General features: G+C 66.1%; 12 protein-coding genes. 6 read left to right on the top strand and 6 right to left on the bottom strand.

Annotation, left to right across the window (positions count from 1 at the left end):
• Positions 1-31: 31 nt before the first annotated feature.
• From H143_RS0114590 to htpX, 5 genes are all read right to left on the bottom strand, one after another.
• The gene (locus H143_RS0114590) at positions 32-1,720 is read right to left on the bottom strand and encodes a DUF2300 domain-containing protein (RefSeq protein ID WP_026350079.1); all 1,689 of its coding nucleotides are present in this window, start codon (positions 1,718-1,720) and stop codon (positions 32-34) included.
• Positions 1,721-1,733: 13 nt separating this feature from the next.
• Positions 1,734-6,494: an alpha-2-macroglobulin gene (locus H143_RS0114595; RefSeq protein WP_019938996.1), complete on the bottom strand. Its 4,761-nt coding sequence runs from the start codon at positions 6,492-6,494 to the stop codon at positions 1,734-1,736.
• The gene (locus H143_RS0114600) at positions 6,494-7,177 is read right to left on the bottom strand and encodes a DUF1175 domain-containing protein (protein ID WP_019938997.1); all 684 of its coding nucleotides are present in this window, start codon (positions 7,175-7,177) and stop codon (positions 6,494-6,496) included. Before H143_RS0114600 ends, H143_RS0114595 begins: the two co-directional genes overlap by 1 nt.
• A gap of 2 nt (positions 7,178-7,179) precedes the next feature.
• The gene (locus H143_RS20805) at positions 7,180-8,916 is read right to left on the bottom strand and encodes a DUF2138 family protein (protein WP_019938998.1); all 1,737 of its coding nucleotides are present in this window, start codon (positions 8,914-8,916) and stop codon (positions 7,180-7,182) included.
• A gap of 72 nt (positions 8,917-8,988) precedes the next feature.
• Positions 8,989-9,882: a protease HtpX gene (gene htpX / locus H143_RS0114610; RefSeq protein ID WP_019938999.1), complete on the bottom strand. Its 894-nt coding sequence runs from the start codon at positions 9,880-9,882 to the stop codon at positions 8,989-8,991.
• A 121-nt stretch (positions 9,883-10,003) separates the two neighbouring features.
• Between htpX and H143_RS0114615 the strand changes: the two genes are divergently transcribed.
• Together H143_RS0114615 and H143_RS0114620 are read left to right on the top strand one after the other, a co-directional pair.
• Positions 10,004-10,861 carry a DMT family transporter gene (locus H143_RS0114615; RefSeq protein ID WP_026350080.1) on the top strand — a complete coding sequence of 286 codons (858 nt, stop codon included), beginning with the start codon at positions 10,004-10,006 and terminating at the stop codon, positions 10,859-10,861.
• Between the two features lie 80 nt (positions 10,862-10,941).
• Positions 10,942-11,805 (top strand): sulfurtransferase, encoded by an 864-nt coding sequence (locus H143_RS0114620; RefSeq protein ID WP_019939001.1) that lies wholly within the window; start codon positions 10,942-10,944, stop codon positions 11,803-11,805.
• Between the two features lie 177 nt (positions 11,806-11,982).
• Here H143_RS0114620 and H143_RS0114625 read toward each other — a convergent pair whose 3' ends face one another.
• Complete coding sequence (locus H143_RS0114625; protein ID WP_019939002.1) at positions 11,983-13,143, bottom strand: aromatic ring-hydroxylating dioxygenase subunit alpha; 1,161 nt, start codon at positions 13,141-13,143, stop codon at positions 11,983-11,985.
• A 248-nt stretch (positions 13,144-13,391) separates the two neighbouring features.
• Between H143_RS0114625 and H143_RS0114630 the strand changes: the two genes are divergently transcribed.
• The 4 genes from H143_RS0114630 (at position 13,392) to folE2 (ending at position 17,371) form a co-directional block, all read left to right on the top strand.
• The gene (locus tag H143_RS0114630; RefSeq protein WP_019939003.1) at positions 13,392-13,655 is read left to right on the top strand and encodes an exodeoxyribonuclease VII small subunit; all 264 of its coding nucleotides are present in this window, start codon (positions 13,392-13,394) and stop codon (positions 13,653-13,655) included.
• 3 nt (positions 13,656-13,658) lie between these two features.
• Positions 13,659-14,579 (top strand): polyprenyl synthetase family protein, encoded by a 921-nt coding sequence (locus H143_RS0114635; RefSeq protein ID WP_019939004.1) that lies wholly within the window; start codon positions 13,659-13,661, stop codon positions 14,577-14,579.
• Positions 14,580-14,586: 7 nt separating this feature from the next.
• A complete protein-coding gene (gene dxs / locus H143_RS0114640; RefSeq protein WP_019939005.1) occupies positions 14,587-16,446 on the top strand; it encodes a 1-deoxy-D-xylulose-5-phosphate synthase in 1,860 nt (619 codons plus the stop codon).
• Between the two features lie 127 nt (positions 16,447-16,573).
• A complete protein-coding gene (folE2, locus tag H143_RS0114645; RefSeq protein WP_026350082.1) occupies positions 16,574-17,371 on the top strand; it encodes a GTP cyclohydrolase FolE2 in 798 nt (265 codons plus the stop codon).
• Positions 17,372-17,409: the final 38 nt, after the last annotated feature.

The raw sequence follows: 17,409 nt of genomic DNA on the forward strand, positions 1-17,409 counted from the left end.
GTGGCTCCTCTTGGCGTTGGCAGGCGCCGGTTCAGTTCTCGGTGCGCATCAACCAGCGCGCCGTGCGTTCGATGAAGGCCTCGTCCACGCCGCGCGGATGATGCTCGAACGCCAGGTGCAGGTATTCGTGCGTGAGCGCGATGCGGTCTTCTTCCGTGTCCAGGCGATAGATGTAGACGCGGTTGCGGCCCGCGTCCGCATAGGGGCGCCCGGTGGTCGCTTCGCAGACGGCTGGCAGGGGCGGGGTTTCGTAGCCGGCCTGGCCGGCCAATTGCCGCGCCCAGACAGGCGCTTCGCGGCGCAACCAGTCGTCGGCGCCGACCACGGACAGGCAATCGCCCGCCAGCGGGCTCATGAACGAGGTCAGCGTCGCCTTGGGCCAGATGGCCGCGAGGATGGTGTCGAACGTGGCGCCGCGCTGCGCCGCTCTTTTTGCGGCCAGCCAGCTCATCTGGTTGGGCGCGGCCTGGTCCAGGCGAAACTGCACCGGCGCGCCCGCCAGGACCAGGCCGTCCGTAAAGTCGGCGGCGGCGCGCGCAGCCGCGCTGGGCGGTCGCGGCAGGACACGCTGCGTGCGGCTGCTGTCGTCGATGAGATAGCAGCCGCGCTTGCGGCCCGCCTGCTGCACCAGGTAGCTGCGGGCCACGACGGCCAGCGCGCGGGCCGCTTCGGGCTGACGGGTATCGCCTTCGCGCTGCACGACCCGCGCCACATAGTCGTTCAGGCCGAAGCGCCCGGTGATCCGCGGCCGGCTCTCTTCGCCGGGATCCAGCCACAGCTCGCCGCGGCTGACTATCGGCAGTCGGTGGCCGTTCTCGAACACGACGGTGTAGTCGCCTCGCAGCGGCATGGGGGGGGTGGCCTTGCCGCCGCTTATCCCCGGCCCCAGCACCTTGCGTATGGGGTAGCGGGCGAAGAAATCCACCGACACGCAGGCTCCGTCATCGGGAACCGGCGTATGCGCGATCCTCGGCGCCAGGCGCGGCGCGGCGTCGATGAGCACGTTGCGGCTGCCGCCCGGGCCGCCCAGCCATACCGGCGTGCCGTCGGCCAGCCAGCCGGCCGCGCCGCCCCGGTAGCCGCCCGAGGCGGTCGGCATGGTCCAGGTCTTCACGCGTAGCAGGCTGCCGTAATACGCCACGGCGCCTTCGCCGTGGCCGCTGGTGACGACCGACACCAGCGTGTTTGCGGTCGCGTCGCGCGTGCGCGCAGGGATGCTGGCCAGGGCCTGCAGCAGGCTGGCGACCGGCACCCGGCGGTCGGGTGTCAGTCCATGCAGGTCGGCCAGCCACGCCGGCGCCTTGCGCGCCTGCCAGTACTTGCGCCAACCCGCAGGGTCCAGACGCAGGCGCGCCGGATCGAAGAACAGGCCGCAGGACTGGATCAGCGCGTGATCGCGATCGATGCTGCCGCCCGCGGTGCAGCAGTACACCTCCTGCGTGTCGTTGCCGCCGCAGTGGTAGTCGGGGGCCTCGATATTGCGGTCGACCAGGTAAGCGTAGACGAAAAGCTTCCAGACGCTGCCCAGCGGCGTTTGCAGGGTGCCGGGCAGGGCCGCCTGCGCGCCGGCGCGGCTCCCGGGCGCGTCCAGCGTCCACAGGTGCGCAGCGCCGCCGCTCAGCCATGCGTAGCGCGTGGGCGTCGCCGCGCGCGCCGCCGGTGCGGCGAGCGCGATCGCCAGGGCGATCGGCACTGCGCACGAGGTCCACGGTTTGCGCATTGTCCGCCCCGCGCTATCGGACCGTCAGCGTCGAAAGATGGTCGCTGCGGCCGCCCTCGTAGGCCTGATCCTGCGGCTGGTACATGCGGAAGTAGCGCGCGGGTGGCAGCCGGAAGGTACCGGGCAGGGAGAAGCGCACGAGCTGGCGCAGCACCATGGGTTTGGCGAGCAGCGGCACGGGCTGGTGATAGCTCAGGTCGCCCATCTCATACGTCGCCGCGCGTTCGAAGGGTTGCGGATCGGGCTTGTCCGAACCGGGCAATCCGGCAATGCCGACGCCCCAGCTGGTTGCCTCGACCGAGCCGCCCGGAGGCAGCGGCACTTCCAGCAGGCCGTAGTGCAGCGCGGTCCGGTCCTGCGGCGTCAGCGTCACCTGATCGACATAGAGCGCGTTGCTGTCCAGCGCTTCTCCCGGCGCCACCAGATGGGCGGCGAAGGTGCCGCGCGTGGCCTCCTTGTCCTGATCGGCCTTGGGAGCGATAGGGTCCAGGCGGAAGAGCGCGCGCTCGATCCTGACCGGCAGCTCGCTGGCCGAGGGCGCCGCGCTGCGATAGGAAACCCAGGCCGTGAATCCCGACTGCGGGTTGCCGACGTCGACGGCCTGCGGCAGGGTTTTGCCTTGCCAGCGCCAGTCGGCCGCGCCTGTCGGCGACAGCGCCATGGTCCATGTGCCGCCGCTGGACGTGGGCACCGGCGACAGCGCCGCCGTCTGCGGTTTCATGGCCGCACGCAGCCACAGCAGCGTGAGGGAGCGATCGATGGTGGCCTGCGCAGCGCCGCTGCGGGCGAGGATGTCGCCGGCATCGAGTCCGGACGCGGCGGGGCTGCCGACCATCAGCAACAGGCTTTGCGCCAGCGGCAGTTTGCTGGCCGCCAGTCCGGCGCCGGCGCGCGCGGCCAGCTCATTGAAGCCGGCAGGCAGGACCGCGCTGGTCGAACGGGCCGTCCAGGCCGCCAGCACGATGGCGGCATCGCGCCCCAGCGCGGAATCCGGCGCGGAAAAGATCAGGCTGTCGCCGCTCGAGGCCACATTGTCCGCCGGGACATGCACCGCATCGCCGGCCTTGGCGGCCGGCTGCCCCGCGCGCGCGAGCTGCTCGGCCACGCCGGTCAGCGGCGTGGCCACGGGCAGGCCCATCTGCTGTAGCAGCCACAGCGTCAACACCCGTTGCAGCAGGGGATCGTCCGCGCTGGCATCGCGGTAGATGTCCAGCGCGCGCTGCCAGTTCGACGTCGGCAGCGTCACGCCCAGGCTGTCGGCCGCCAGTTTGTCTGCGTAGTAGGCATAGGCCGTGAGGAAGGCGTCGCCCTTGGCGCCGCCGTCGCCCCACCAGCCGAAGGTCCCGTTAAAGCCCGCCAGCAGGGCGAGCCGCTGCCGCTGGTCGCGCAGGCGCGTCTCGATGCTTTGGACCACCTTCGAACTCGACGCCGAGGGGTCGGTCCTGAGCAGGGTTTCGTGTGCCAGCGCGAGCGGGATCAGCCGGCTGGAGGTCTGTTCGGTACAACCGTAAGGGTAGGCGATCAGATCGTCGGCCACGCGCGCGAACTGGCTGGCATCGCTGGCGACAAAACGCAGATGCACGTCATACGCGTCGGCCTGCGGGAAGCTCAGGGCGTCCGAGGCCGCAGCCAGCGGCACCAGCAATTGATGATCCTGCGGCCAGCCCATGGGCTCGAGCCGTATCGGCGTCTGCAGGCGATCCACCTGCCTGCCGCCGACGGCCAGTGCCGTGTCGACGGCACCGGCCTGCAGCGTCGCTTGGGGCAGCCGCAGATAGTTGGCGCCCGGCTTGAGCGTGACGGCCTGGTCCAGGTCCAGGCCTGCGCCCTTGGCGGTCCATCGGGCCTGCACGTCGGCGCTGTCCTGATTGAAGGCGATCAGGTCGACGGCGGGCCGGTCGCCGCTGCGAAAGTCCGTCGGACCGGACCATTTCAAATACAGCGCCTTATCCGAACGGATGTAGGCGGTGCGCTGCCCCACCTCGCCATCGGCGGACACGGCGCGCACGGTAATGCGCCAGCGCGTCAAGGCGTCAGGCATGCGGAACTTCATCACCGCGTGGCCGTTGGCGTCGGTAAGCAGATCGGGCTGCCAGGCGGCCGTGTCGATGTCGTCGCGGCGCGGCCGCTCCAGCACCTTCACCCCGCGCTCGTTGTATTGGCCGCGCTGCGGCCCGCCCGGCGCGCCGCGCAGGGCCGAGGTCGCCAGGTCGTAGCTGACGAAGGACAGGCTGGCCGTGGTGCGCACATTGTTGCGGCGCACGTGATAGAAGAACTCGGGCAGGTTGGGCGCGATCTCGGGCTGCAGCAGGTACACCATCTCGTCCACCACGCTGACGGTCAGATGGGCGGGCAAGGGCTTGCCCTTGAATGTATCGTTCAGATCCAGCGTGACCATGTCGCCCGGCGCATAGACCGGTTTGTCGCTTTTCACGGTGAGGGCGATGGTCGGTTTTTCGACCACGATGCCCGCGTTCTGGAAGGCGTATATGCCGTCGTGCACGTAGAGCACGGAGAAGGTGATGTTCGGCGCGAACGGCTCCTGCACCTTGATGCGCGCCTTCCATTGCGTTGGCGCGATGCGCTGCAGCGTAAGCCAGTCTGCGCCGATCGAGAGCAGGGCGCGCGCCTCGACCTTGTCGCGCTCCAGCGTGAGCAGCGCGTCGTCCACCGGATAGGGAAAGGTGATCAGGGCCTGGGCGGTGTCGCCGACGCGATAGCGCGGCTTGTCGAATTCGATCTCGACGCTGCCGGGCAAGGCCTTCAATCCCGCGCCCGAGACCCAATGACTGGTCGCAGCCAGCAGGTTGCCGGCCTTGTCCCTGACGGACAGCATGTACGAGCCCGACTCGCTGAATTTCACGTCGAAGGCTGTCTTGCCCTTGCGCACGGCGGGTACTGTGCCGCTGGATTTGGTCTGCGACTCCAGGCGTATCCATTCCCAGGAGGCAGGCGGGTTGCCCGACGCGTTCGCGCCGTTGATATTGGCCGTGAGCGTGAAAGGCACCTCTTCATCCGGCGCCGAAAAGGACTTGTCCGCGGCCAGGCGGTAGGATGTCGCGCCGCGGGCGATGAGGATTTCGCGCGTGACGCGCACGCGGTACGACGCGCCGTCCTGCGCGAACACCGTCAGCGCATAGCGGCTCGGCTCCTTGGCTGCGGGCAGGTCGAGCGCGACGTTGCCCTGATCGTCGGTCCGCAGTTCCTGCTGGTCCAGCTTGATGGGAAAGAGCCCCGCGTATTGCAGCTCGCCGCCGACCATGGTGACCTTCTGCGCGCGCAGGGTGATGGAGACCTTGCCGTTCCTGACCGGCTTGCCGTCCGGATAGCGCAGCGAGATCCTGCCCGTGAGCGCCTGGCCGGTGGCATAGTCCGGCCTGTCCATCATCAGGTTCACGTCGAAGTGCGGCTTGACGTATCGGGCCACGCGGAAAGCCGCGCCATAGGTGTCGCCCAGGTAGTCGAAGCGCAGGGTATAGCCGCCGCCGGTCGCCCGCGAGGGTAGTGTAAAGCGGGTGTCTGCGCCGCTGGCTGAGGTGAAATCGACCGCCTGGCTGGCGATGGTCGAGCCGTTAGGGTCCAGCACGTCGAGTTTGAGCGTGGCGGGGGCGGCCGGCGTGGACTGCGTGGCGCTCTGGAAGGTGCGTCCGATGAATTTCACATGCACCGTGTCGCCGGGGCGGTAGAGCGGCCGGTCAGTGACGGCGTAGAGCTTGGTGTTGTAGATCTCGCTGTCGTAGTAGAAATTTTCGGAGATGAATACCCCGCCTTCGGGGTCCTTGCCGAGCACGTAGCTGCGCTGGGGCGCGATGTGGGTCAGTTCCAGTGCGCCGTCGGCGCCGGTCTTGCCGCTGCGCAGGACTCCCATCCCGTCGGTCCAGTCGATTTCGGCATCGGCCACCGGCTTGCCGGAGTCGCGTCGGGCGGTCCAGGCCAGCAGGCTGTTCGAGGCGGATTTGACCACCGCCACGGTGTTCGAGACAAAGAGCAGGGTGTGCGCGCTGTGATCGCCGATGATGGCTTCGACCAGGTACAGGCCGGGCGGGAGCCTGCCTACCGGAATCATCACCTTGCCGTCCTGCGGGCCGATGAAGCGGGTGCTGCCTTCGAGCTTCACCCCTTTGGGCGGTTTGATGGTCTTGGCGTCCCAGATGGGATAGCGGAATCGCGCGACGATGGGGTAACCCGGCAAGGGCGCGAATCGAGACGTCTGCTCGTAGCGGGGCGGCGGGTAACCGTCGGCGGGCATCTTGAATTCGGGCCTGGCCCTGGTGACCTGGCTGCGCGTTTCATAGGAAAAGACCCGTTCCCAGGCGCGCCGCGCGTCCATTACCCAGCGGCTCCAGAGATAGGTCAGGGCGTTGGACAGCCCCTCGCCCCGGTAGTTGGGCCTGATGTCGATGCGATGCAGATTCTTCTGCGTCTTGAGAAAGGCCAGCGGATGCGGCACCTTGTAGACCACGATATCGGCGCCGCCGTAGCCGGACAGCATGTCGCGCGATTCGCCGGGGGCCTCCAGTCGCACCTGGGCCACCTGGCCGCTGCCGAAACTCGAATCGGTCAGCAGGAAAAAGGGCTGGCCAGTGACGACGACGCTGTCGAAGTTGCTGGGATCAGGCGCGGACAGCGTCGGATTGGACGCCTGGTCCTGATCGTCACCGTCCGAGGATGCGTCCTGGCCGTGCGCGGGCGTGATCGCGGCGCACAGGGCGAGCAGCAGGGCCGCGATACGCAGCATAGGCAGACCAGCGAAATTCTTGACAGCTGTCATCATCATGGCGCGAGGAAACCGAGACGAAATAGACCGATGAAATTGGGATTGCCGTCGATCGGCCGCCAGCGTGAGTCTTTCCAGTGCATCAACTGAGAAACGGAGACCGCGCGCAGCCCGTTGTCGGTCGGGGTGGTGGTGCCGGTGTGGTAGGCGATATAGCGGTCGAGCCAGATCATCAGGTGCTGGTCGTCGCCCTGGTCATAGAACAGCAGGTCGACAGGCAGCGCCTGGTTGATGTCGCGCGAGACGAAGCGGCTGTTGTCCTGGACCAGCGAAATGGCCGACGCATAGGGGCCGCGCGTGCCGTCGGCGCGCATCCAGCGCTGGGTCAGCGAGCGCTGGCGCGCGTCGAGCGCGATCTCCGGCGGCAGATTGCCGGCGCCGGCCAGGCCGTTGGCCTTGAGCCAGTCGACGGTATGCTCGCGCAAGGCATTGTCCGCGGCGAAACGCACCAGCCCCGCGCAGTCGCGCTGCGTCCAGCGCGGTGTCGGTCCGCGCCGTATCTGCTGGTCGACGATCAGCGTGAACCAGGCGCGAAACAGCGTCGATTGCCGTGGCGACAGGCCATCGCCGTCCCCGGCCGGCCATGGTGCCTGCAGCGCCTGCGCCGGACCGGCGCAGGCGCCCGTCAGCCCTGCCGCCAGGCTGGACGCCGCGCAAATCGAAAGAAAGCGCCGGCGCATCGTCACTTCCCGTTTTCGGTATGCCAGTCCACCTTCACCCAGCCGGCTCTGGACGGCAGGGGGGCATCGGGCAGGCTCAGGGTCAGGGGCGGATACCGGGCGAACGCGTGCAGCTTGGGAAAAAGGTAGGTGCGCGCGGCGTTGCGGAAGATGGGTTCCTGGTCGGGAGGCAGGGCGAGGGTGATCTCGCGCTCGGCCATGGCCGCCGCCGCGGACGGCGCGATCACGGCCACGGTGCCCGCCAGCCGGGCCGGGGCAATGGTGTCGGCCAGCGCGGGGTAGCGTTTGCCGAGCACGGCCAGCGTTTCGTTCACCAGTCGCGCATCGGGGGAGAAGATCGCATAGCGCGGCGTCAAGGCCAGCGTGACCGGGAAGTAGCGCGGCGTGGAAAGCTGCCTGGCAAAGGGCGCGTCGGCACTGACGGCCGTGCCCGCCACGGCGCTTACCGGCCGCATCCAGGACCAGACGCCGGCTGCATCGTCGTGGGTGGCCTGCACCGGCAGGCGGCTGTAGTCCTCGCGGCTGTCGGCCTTGGCTTCGTACGCGCCGATGACCTGGGCAAAGAGTTCCGCTCCCAGTGCCTGTCGAAGGGCGTCCAGTTGCTTGGGATCGCGCTGCGCCCCGGGCGAGAGCCGGGCCACGAATACCGGTGAAACCAGGGATGACTTGGCATACCAGCAGACGGCGGCCGGGCCGGAAAAGGCCTTGCTCAATACGGGCGCGGCCTGCTTGCCTGCTGCGCCCAGCTGGGCGAGCAACTTGGTGGCGTCGGTCCAGTCCACCGGCAGGCTGGCGCAGGCCGCGGGATCGGCGGGCAGGGCATGCCACAGATCGGCGCTGTTCCAGCCCTGCGGCAGGCGGCCGGGCGCGATCAACGCCCAGGTGCTCCACGTGCTCTGGCCACCGTTGGCCGCCGGCGCGAAATCGAAGCGCAGGGCGTCGATGCCGGTAAAGAAAGCCTGGTAGCCGAAGGAAAGATAATTGACCGAAACGACCAGCCTGTGGCCGTTGCCCACGGGCGGCACATGATCCAGGCCGTAGCTGCGCAGGGCTTGGTCCGCGTCGCCGTCCAGCATGCGCATCACGGTCTTGACGCGTGCGCGGATCGGCTCGTTGGCATTGTCCAGCAGCATGCCGGGCTCGGACATGATGACTAGCCGGTCGCCCTTGGCCGCGTAGATCAGCGTGTGATCGGTGGCCAGGTGGATGGCGTAGACAGCCGTGCCGTCGGGCAGCCTGGCGATGCGAGACAGCTGTGAGTCCGACGCGGCGACGTTGCCTATCGCCTGCGCCAGCTTGGCGATGCCGTTGCGCCGCATCGAGATCATCCAGCGGCCGAGCCGCCGGTCAGGCGAACGCCACAGCAGCACGCGCGCGGGCTCGTCGAATATCTGCCGGATGATGCTATCGCGCCAATCCAGATTGTGCTCGAAGGCGAGGCGACGCAAGGCGCCTTCGGCCGACAGTCGCGTGGGGTGCGTTTCGTAGTAGTCGACGAAGTCCTGGGTCAGCAGGGATTGCAGCAGGGGCACCTGGATGATGTCTCGCGGCAGGCGCGACAGGGCCGCGCTGTCGATGATGGCGTCGGGCCGGTCGATGTCGATGTGGACATCGTAGACCTGGGGTTTTTCAGGCGCGTGATGGAACTCGAACGGTCGCCACAGGGCCTGGATGATGAGCAGCGATATTGCCGCTGCGACGAGGAAGGCCAGCCCCGCTACCTTGTGTGCCCGATTCATGTGCCCGTTTCTTATGATGACGGCATGTGGGCGGGATGCGCGCGCATCCCGCGATATCGGGCAAGATTATCATCAGGCCGTCTTTCCTTGAAGGGCGGCGATGCGCGTCTCGATGGACGGATGCGAGGCAAAGAGGGCGATCAGGCCATTCGAGCCGGCGATGCCGGAGGACTCGAATGATTTGGGCAGTTCACCCGCCTGCAGCCCGCCCAGGCGCGACAGAGCGCGGATCATGGGCTGGCTCGATCCGAGCAACTGCGCCGAGCCGGCGTCGGCGCGGAATTCGCGCTGGCGCGAAAACCAGGCCACGATGATCGAGGCGACCAGGCCGAACACGATCTCGCAGACCATAACGGTGACGAAGTAGCCGATACCGGTGCCGCCGTTGTTTTCGCTGCGTTCGTTGCGCAGCACGGTGCGGTCCACCACATAGCCCACCACGCGGGCCAGGAACACCACGAAAGTATTGACCACGCCCTGGATCAGCGCGAGCGTGACCATGTCGCCGTTGGCCACGTGCGCGATCTCGTGCCCCAGCACGGCGGTGACTTCTTCCTCGTTCATGTTTTCGAGCAGTCCGGTCGATACCGCCACCAGCGCTTTGTTCTTGAAAGCGCCCGTGGCAAAGGCGTTGGGCGCGCCCTCATAGATGGCCACCTCGGGCCGGCCGATGCCGGCACGATCGGCCAGTTGATGTACGGTGCCGACCAGCCACGCCTCGGTCTGGCCGCGCGGGGCATTCGGGTCGATGACCTGCGCGCCGGTGCTCCACTTGGCCATGGGTTTGCTCATCAGGAGCGAAATCAGCGCGCCGGCAAAGCCAACCACGGCCGAAAAGGCCAGCAGCATCGGCAGGTTCAGTCCCTGCGCCGACAGAAAGCGGTCGATGCCGAGGATGCGCAGCGTGGCCGACAGTACCAGCAGCACGCCGAGGTTGGTAAGGATAAAGAGAAAGACGCGTTTCATGTGCGGGTACGATTCCATCGTGGGTTCGATTGCAAGATCATATTCTTACCATAAACTGAATATAAATCCACGAGTATAGTTTCTATATCCTTCAATGCGTTTCGATCTTTCCGTCGCTCCCATGCAGGCTCTCTGGATGTTGCTGGCAAGCGCCATGTATGCGGTCATGGGTTCATGCGTGAAGCTTGCCTCCGAACACGGGGCATCTCTGGCCGCGATCATCGTTTTCCGCGGCCTGCCGTCGGTTCTGCTGCTGCTTTTCTGGGCGCGGGCCAAGCGTCAACCCATTGTCACGCCGACTTGGCGCCTGCATGTATGGCGCAATGTGGCCGGCCTGAGTTCGATGTGGCTGGGGTTCTACAGCGTCGAGCACCTCCCGCTGGCCACGTCCGCCAGTCTGACCTACACCTCGCCGCTTTTCATCGGCTGCTGGATGCTGGGTTGGGGCGGCGCGCGGCGCGATCCGGTGCGCATCGCTGCCGTGGCGCTGGGTTTCCTGGGCGTGGTCGTGGTGCTGCACCCCAGCGTCACGCCTGACCAGTGGCAACCCGCCTTGCTCGGACTGGTCGCCGGCATGGCCACTGCCGTGGCTATGCTGCAGCTGCGAGCGCTCGGCTGCGTGGGCGAGCCGGAATGGCGCACGGTGCTGTTCTTTTCGATCGCGGTTTGCCTGAGCAGCATCGTGGGTATTCTGCTGGAAGGCTGGGGCCACCCCGACTGGGTGGCCTACGTCAGTCTGCTGTTCGGCGTAGGAGCCATTGGGCTACTGGTGCAATTGGCGCAGACCCGGGCTTTCGGCAAGGGCGCGCCGCTGCTGACCGCCGCCTTGCAATATTCCACGATCATTTTCGCTATGGCGCTGGGGATTTTGTTCTGGGACGACGCGCCCGACGTGCTGGCCTGGACGGGCAGTGGCCTGATCATCCTGGCCGGCCTGATCTCGGCCTGGAGTACGGCACGACAGGCCGCGCCGGCCTAAGATAGCCATATCGCCTATTCGTGCATCAAGAATGCAAAGCCATGCCGTGCCGAGCGCGGCAAATCAGGGAGAAACCATCCATGACGACCACGCTGATTACCGTTTCCGATCTAGCCGCCCGCCTGGCTGCCGGCCAAGCGAGTCAGGGAAAATTGCGGGTCTTCGATCTGCGTCACGATCTGATGGATCATTGCGCGGGACGGCGCGCCTACGGCGAAGGCCACATTCCCGCAGCCCGCTTCCTCGACCACGAAACCGAACTCAGCGCCCCGCGCACCGGCAAGAACGGCCGTCATCCTTTGCCTGCACCCGAACACCTGGCGGGCCTGATGGCCGCGCACGGCGTTGCGCCCGATACCCTGGTCGTGGCCTACGATGCCAGCGGCGGGCAATATGCCGCCCATCTATGGTGGATGCTGCGCTGGATCGGCCATGAAAAAGTGGCCGTCCTTGACGGCGGTTGGCCGGCCTGGGCGGCTGACGGCCAGGCCGTGCAGGGAGGGCCGGCGCAGTCCCTGGCGCCGCTGCCCGGTGTCCAGCCCGCAGCCTGCCTGGCAGACAGCGTCGATGCCGCCGGCGTGCTCGCCAACATCGACGAGCAAGTCTTCGTCGTTGTCGACGCCCGTGCGGCCAACCGCTACCGCGGCGAGGTCGAACCCATGGATCCGGTGGCCGGGCATATCCCCGGCGCGCTCAATCGGCCCAACACCCAGAATGTCGATGCCGACGGCCGCTTCAAGCCGCCCGAGCAGTTGCGCGCCGAATTCGAGGCCTTGCTCGGTGGCCGCACGCCTCAGGAAGTCGTGCACCAGTGCGGTTCGGGCATCACTGCCAGCCATAATCTGCTGGCCATGGAGATCGCAGGCCTGGCAGGCTCGCGCCTATACCCCGGTTCGTGGAGCGAGTGGTGTTCGGATCCGGCACGCCCCGTCGCCAAAGGCTAAAACAGCCACTTAGCGGGTAGCCGTTTAAAAGGGGCCCGCAAAAACACCGCATCAGGCCGCTACAAGCCGAGGACCCCAGAGCAATCCGATGCCCAACCGCGCGAGCAGCGAGCATCGGAATTGTGCAAGGCAGCCTCGGCGCTTTAAGAACTCAGGTGAGGCAACTGGGAAGCTCAGTCAAGTGCCCGCCGGGTCCATCATCGTCCGATACCACTCATGGAAGTGCTGCATCCCGTCTTCCATGGGCGACTGATAGGGGCCAGACTCGCTGACCCCGCGCTTCATCAAGGCCTTGCGTCCCGCATCCATGCGTTCGGCAATCTCATCGTCCTCGATCGCGGTCTCCATATACGCTGCGCGCTGCGCCTGGACGAACTCTCGCTCGAAGGCGACGATCTCTTCGGGGTAGTAGAACTCCACCACGTTAACCGTCTCCTGCGGACTCTTCGGATAAAGCGTCGACAGTACCAGCACGTGCGGATAAAGCTCGATCATGTGCGTGGGGAAATATGTCACCCAAACTGCGCCGAAATCCGGCGCCTGACCGTTGCGGAACTCCAGTACTTTGTCGTGCCAGATGCGGTAGACCTCGGAGCCGGGCTGCTCCAGTTGCTTGTGGACCCCCACGCGCTGGGCGCTGAACCGGTCGCCGAACTCCCAGCTCAGGTCGTCACAGGTGACAAAGCGCCCCAGGCCTGGATGGAAAGGGCCAACATGGTAGTCCTCGAGGTAGACCTCGATGAAAGTCTTCCAGTTGTAGTTGCACTGGTGGACTTCGACATGGTCCAGCACGTAGTCGCCGAACTCGAACTCGGGCCGGGCGAAGAGCGAGGCCATGTCCGCGGCCGGGTCGCGCGGACCCTCGAAGAGCAGGCCATGGCAGTCGCGCAGCCGAAAGCGTTCGAGATTCAGGCAGGGCGTCGAGTCGAACTGCGGCGCGCCCAGGAGCTCGCCGCGCTTGTTGTAAGTCCAGCGATGCAGCGGGCAGACGATATTGCCGCCCGTGCCTGACAGATTACCGCGCGTGTTGACGTTGCCCGCCACATCGCCGGTGGCGCCGCCGAGCATCAGCGCCTGACGGTGGCGGCACACATTGGAGATCAACTCCACGCCGCCCGGGCCTGCCGCGTTGCGCACTAGTGCGCGGCCGTTGCTTTCCTGGACGAGGGCGCGCCAATCACCGATCTCGGGCACGAGCTTTTCGTGGCCGACATACAGGGAAGACTGCTTGAAAATGCGTTCTTGCTCGCGGGCGAAAAGCGCTTCGTCGAAGTAGGCGTCGACGGCAAGCGTACTGCGAGCCGGCACTACGTGTGCCATCCGACCAATGTCGGTCATGAGGGTTTGCTCCGCTAAAGACCAAAAAAGCCGGAACGGGACACGGCGCACGCGTTTCCGGCGGTAAGGGGCGCAAGTGTACCTCAAGATCATCGGGCTGTGCCGGGTCTTCGCTCTCCGCATTGGGTTTCCCTTTAGAGCGAACAAATTTCCGTCGGGGGCATGGCCAAAAGGCACGGCATAGGGAGCTTTTTCCTCTTTCCCTTACAATTCGAGGTTTACCGTTCCCCATTTGATCGGAGACTCGCTTGGCCCCTAAGCAAGCCGACGCAGCCGCCCAACCCGGCCCCTTGCCGCAGGATTTCGAAACGGCCCTGGCCGAGCTTGAAGCCTTGGTTGCCGCCATGGAAAGCGGTTCTATGCCGCTCGAACAATCGCTTGCGGCCTATCGCCGGGGCGTCGAACTCACGCGCGTCTGCCAGGAAAGGCTTGCCCAGGCCGAGCAGCAGGTCAAAGTGCTGGAGGGCGATCTGCTGCGGCCGCTCGATTCTTCGGCCTTGGGAGATGAATAAGGAGTGACTGCCTTGACTGCATCCAAGGCCGGCCCGTCGTTTCCGGACTGGCTGCGCGACCGTGCCGCGCATATCGATCGTGTACTTGAAGAACTGCTGCCCACCGCGGGCCAGGCGCCGCAGCGGCTGCATGAAGCCATGCGCTACGCAGTGCTGGGCGGCGGCAAGCGGGTGCGCGCGGCGCTGGTGTACGCGGCTGGGCACGCTTCCTGCAACGGCACGCCGGCCACTGAGGCCTCGCTGGACCGCGCCGCGGCCGCCATTGAACTGATTCACGCGTATTCGTTGGTACATGACGATCTGCCCTGCATGGACGATGACACGCTGCGCCGCGGCCGGCCCACAGTGCACGTGCAGTTCGACGAAGCGACCGCCATGCTTGCGGGCGATGCCATGCAGCCGTTGGCCTTCGAGTTGTTGGCCGGCATGCCCACCGCTCCGGCATTGGCGGCGCAGGCTGTCACCATCCTGGCGCATGCCTCGGGCAGTCTGGGCATGGCGGGCGGACAGGCCATAGACCTGGGCAGCGTGGGGCGCAGCCTCACGCGCGACCAATTGCAGACCATGCACAGCATGAAGACCGGCGCCATGCTGGCCGCCAGCGTCACGCTGGGCGGCATTGTGGCGGGTGCCAGTTCCGCAACGCGCCAGGCGCTGGATGCCTACGGGCGATCCATCGGTCTGGCCTTCCAGGTCGTTGACGATATTCTCGATGTGACCGCGGACATGGCCAGCCTGGGCAAGACGCCGGGCAAGGACGCCGCCGACAACAAACCCACTTACGTGTCGCTACTGGGCCTGGACGAGGCCCGCTCATATGCTCGCCAGTTGGGCGAGGCGGCGCACGAGGCCATCGTGCCGCTGGGCGAGGGCGCGGAGCGCCTGGCGCAGCTGGCCGATTTCATCGTTTTCCGAGATCGTTGAACGCAGTATGAGCACTGAATTTTTGGATCGCATCAACGCGCCCGCCGATCTGCGCCGCCTGGATCGCCGCGATCTGCGCCGCGTGGCCACCGAGCTGCGCCAGTTCGTACTGGACTCGGTATCGCGCACCGGCGGCCACCTTTCGTCCAACCTGGGCACCGTCGAACTCACAATCGCCCTGCACTATGTGTTTGACACGCCGCACGACCGCATCGTGTGGGACGTTGGCCATCAGTCCTATCCGCACAAAATTCTCACCGGCCGCCGCGCCGCCATGGCCGGACTGCGCCAGCAAGGCGGCATTTCGGGTTTCCCCAAGCGCAGCGAGTCCGAATACGACGCCTTCGGTACCGCGCATTCATCGACATCGATCTCCGCTGCGCTGGGCATGGCCGTGGCGTCGCGCAACGCCGGCGTGCAGCGCCAGCACATCGCCGTAATCGGTGATGGCGCCATGACGGCCGGCATGGTCTTCGAGGCCATGAACAACGCCGGCGTCACGCCCGACGTGAATCTGCTGGTCATCCTGAACGACAACGACATGTCGATCTCGCCGCCGGTGGGTGCGCTCAACCGCTACCTCGCGCGGCTCATGTCAGGCCGCTTCTACGCGGCCGCGCGCAACGTGGGCAAGGCCGTGCTGTCGCACGTGCCGCCGGTGCTCGAGCTGGCGCGCCGTTTCGAAGAGCATGCCAAGGGCATGATCACGCCCGCCACGCTGTTCGAGGAATTCGGCTTTAATTACGTCGGCCCGATCGATGGCCACGATCTGGAGGCGCTCGTCCCCACCTTGCAGAACCTCAAGGAGCTGCAGGGGCTGCAGTTTCTGCACGTGGTGACCAAGAAGGGGCAAGGCTACAAGCTGGCAGAGGCCGATCCGGTGCTCTATCACGGCCCCGGAAAATTCGATCCTAGCGTGGGCATCCAGAAGTCCAAGGGCCCGGCTAAACAGACTTTCACCCAGGTCTTCGGCCAGTGGCTGTGTGACATGGGTCAGGCCGATGCGCGCCTGTATGGCATCACGCCCGCCATGCGCGAGGGTAGCGGACTGGTCGAGTTCGAGAAACAGTGCCCCAAGCGCTATTTCGATGTAGGCATCGCCGAGCAGCATGCCGTCACCTTTGCCGCCGGCCTGGCCTGCGAAGGGCAGAAACCGGTAGTCGCCATTTACTCGACTTTCCTGCAGCGCGGCTACGACCAGTTGATTCATGACGTGGCCTTGCAGAACCTGGATGTCACCTTCGCGCTGGATCGCGCCGGTCTCGTGGGCGCCGACGGCGCCACGCATGCCGGCAATTACGACATCGCCTTCTTGCGCTGTATTCCCAATATGGTGGTGGCCACGCCCTCGGACGAGAACGAGGCGCGCCTGCTGCTCTCCACTTGCTACCACCATCCCGGCCCGGCCTCGGTGCGCTATCCGCGCGGCGCGGGCGTTGGCGCGCCGGTGAGCGCCGGCCTCGAAGGCGTGCCGCTTGGACGCGGCGTGGTGCGCCGCGAGGGCAAGCGCATTGCCATCCTGGGTTTTGGCACGTTGGTGCCATCCGCCGTGAACGCTGCGGAAAATCTCGACGCCACCGTAGCCGACATGCGCTTTGTCAAACCCATCGATACCGAACTGGTGCTCGATCTGGCCGCTCGCCACGATGCCCTGGTCACGCTGGAAGAGGCCGCCGTCATGGGCGGGGCGGGCAGCGCGGTGGCCGAAACCCTGAGCCAGGCCGGCATCGTCAAACCGCTCCTGCAACTGGGCCTGGCCGATCTCTTCATTGATCATGGCGATCAGGCCGCGCTTCTGGCGCAACTGGGGCTGGATGCCGCCGGCATCGAGGCTTCTATCCGCGCTCGCTTTGCGGACCTGCTCTAGGCGGGCGGAACAATCCGTCCTACGGACAGGAGGGTTTTCCCGAAAAAATTACTCGGATTAAAGGATAATATGTCTTTCCGAGACTGATCTAGGCGGCCTGCCTTTGCGTTCGCCCTTCGATATCGACATGAATATTCCCTTCGATCGCGCCATTGTGATGCCGGACGTGCAAAGCACGGCCGACACCCGGCATATTCCCATCCAGCGCGTGGGCATCCGCGGCGTGCGCCATCCCATGCTGGTGCAGGCGTCAGACGGTACGGCGCAGCCTACCGTGGCCAACTGGACCCTCACCGTGGCGCTGCCCGCCGAAGAGAAGGGCACCCACATGTCCCGCTTCGTGGCCCTGCTGGAAAAATTCCGCGCCACCTCCATGACGCCGGCCCTGTTTACCGATATGGCTCAGGAAATGCTGGTCTTGCTGCACGCCGAACGCGGCGACATCACGGCAGCCTTCCCGTATTTCATCAACAAGTCCGCCCCGGTCTCCGGCGTGCAGAGCCTGCTCGATTATGAAGTCCAGTGGATCGCCCGCGCGACCCCGACCGGTGTCGAGTTCGAACTCGTGGTGCAGGTGCCTGTCACCAGTCTGTGTCCCTGTTCCAAGGCCATCTCCGAATACGGCGCCCACAATCAGCGCTCGCATGTCACCGTCTCGGCCGTGCTCGACGGCCATGTCTCCATGGACGAGATCATCCGCGAGATCGAAAGCCAGGGTTCCTGCGAACTCTGGGGATTGCTCAAGCGCCCCGACGAGAAATTCGTCACCGAACGCGCCTACGACAACCCCAAGTTCGTCGAAGACCTGGTTCGCGACGTCGCTGCCCGCATGCAGGCCAACCCGGGCGTCAGGCGTTTCCGCGTCGAGGCCGAGAATTTCGAATCGATCCACAATCACTCGGCCTATGCTGTCGTCGAGGGTTGACACCTGACTAGCCGACAAGCAAATTAGGCGCACCTTCG

The organism is Bordetella sp. FB-8, assembly GCF_000382185.1.
GTDB lineage: Bacteria > Pseudomonadota > Gammaproteobacteria > Burkholderiales > Burkholderiaceae_B > Bordetella.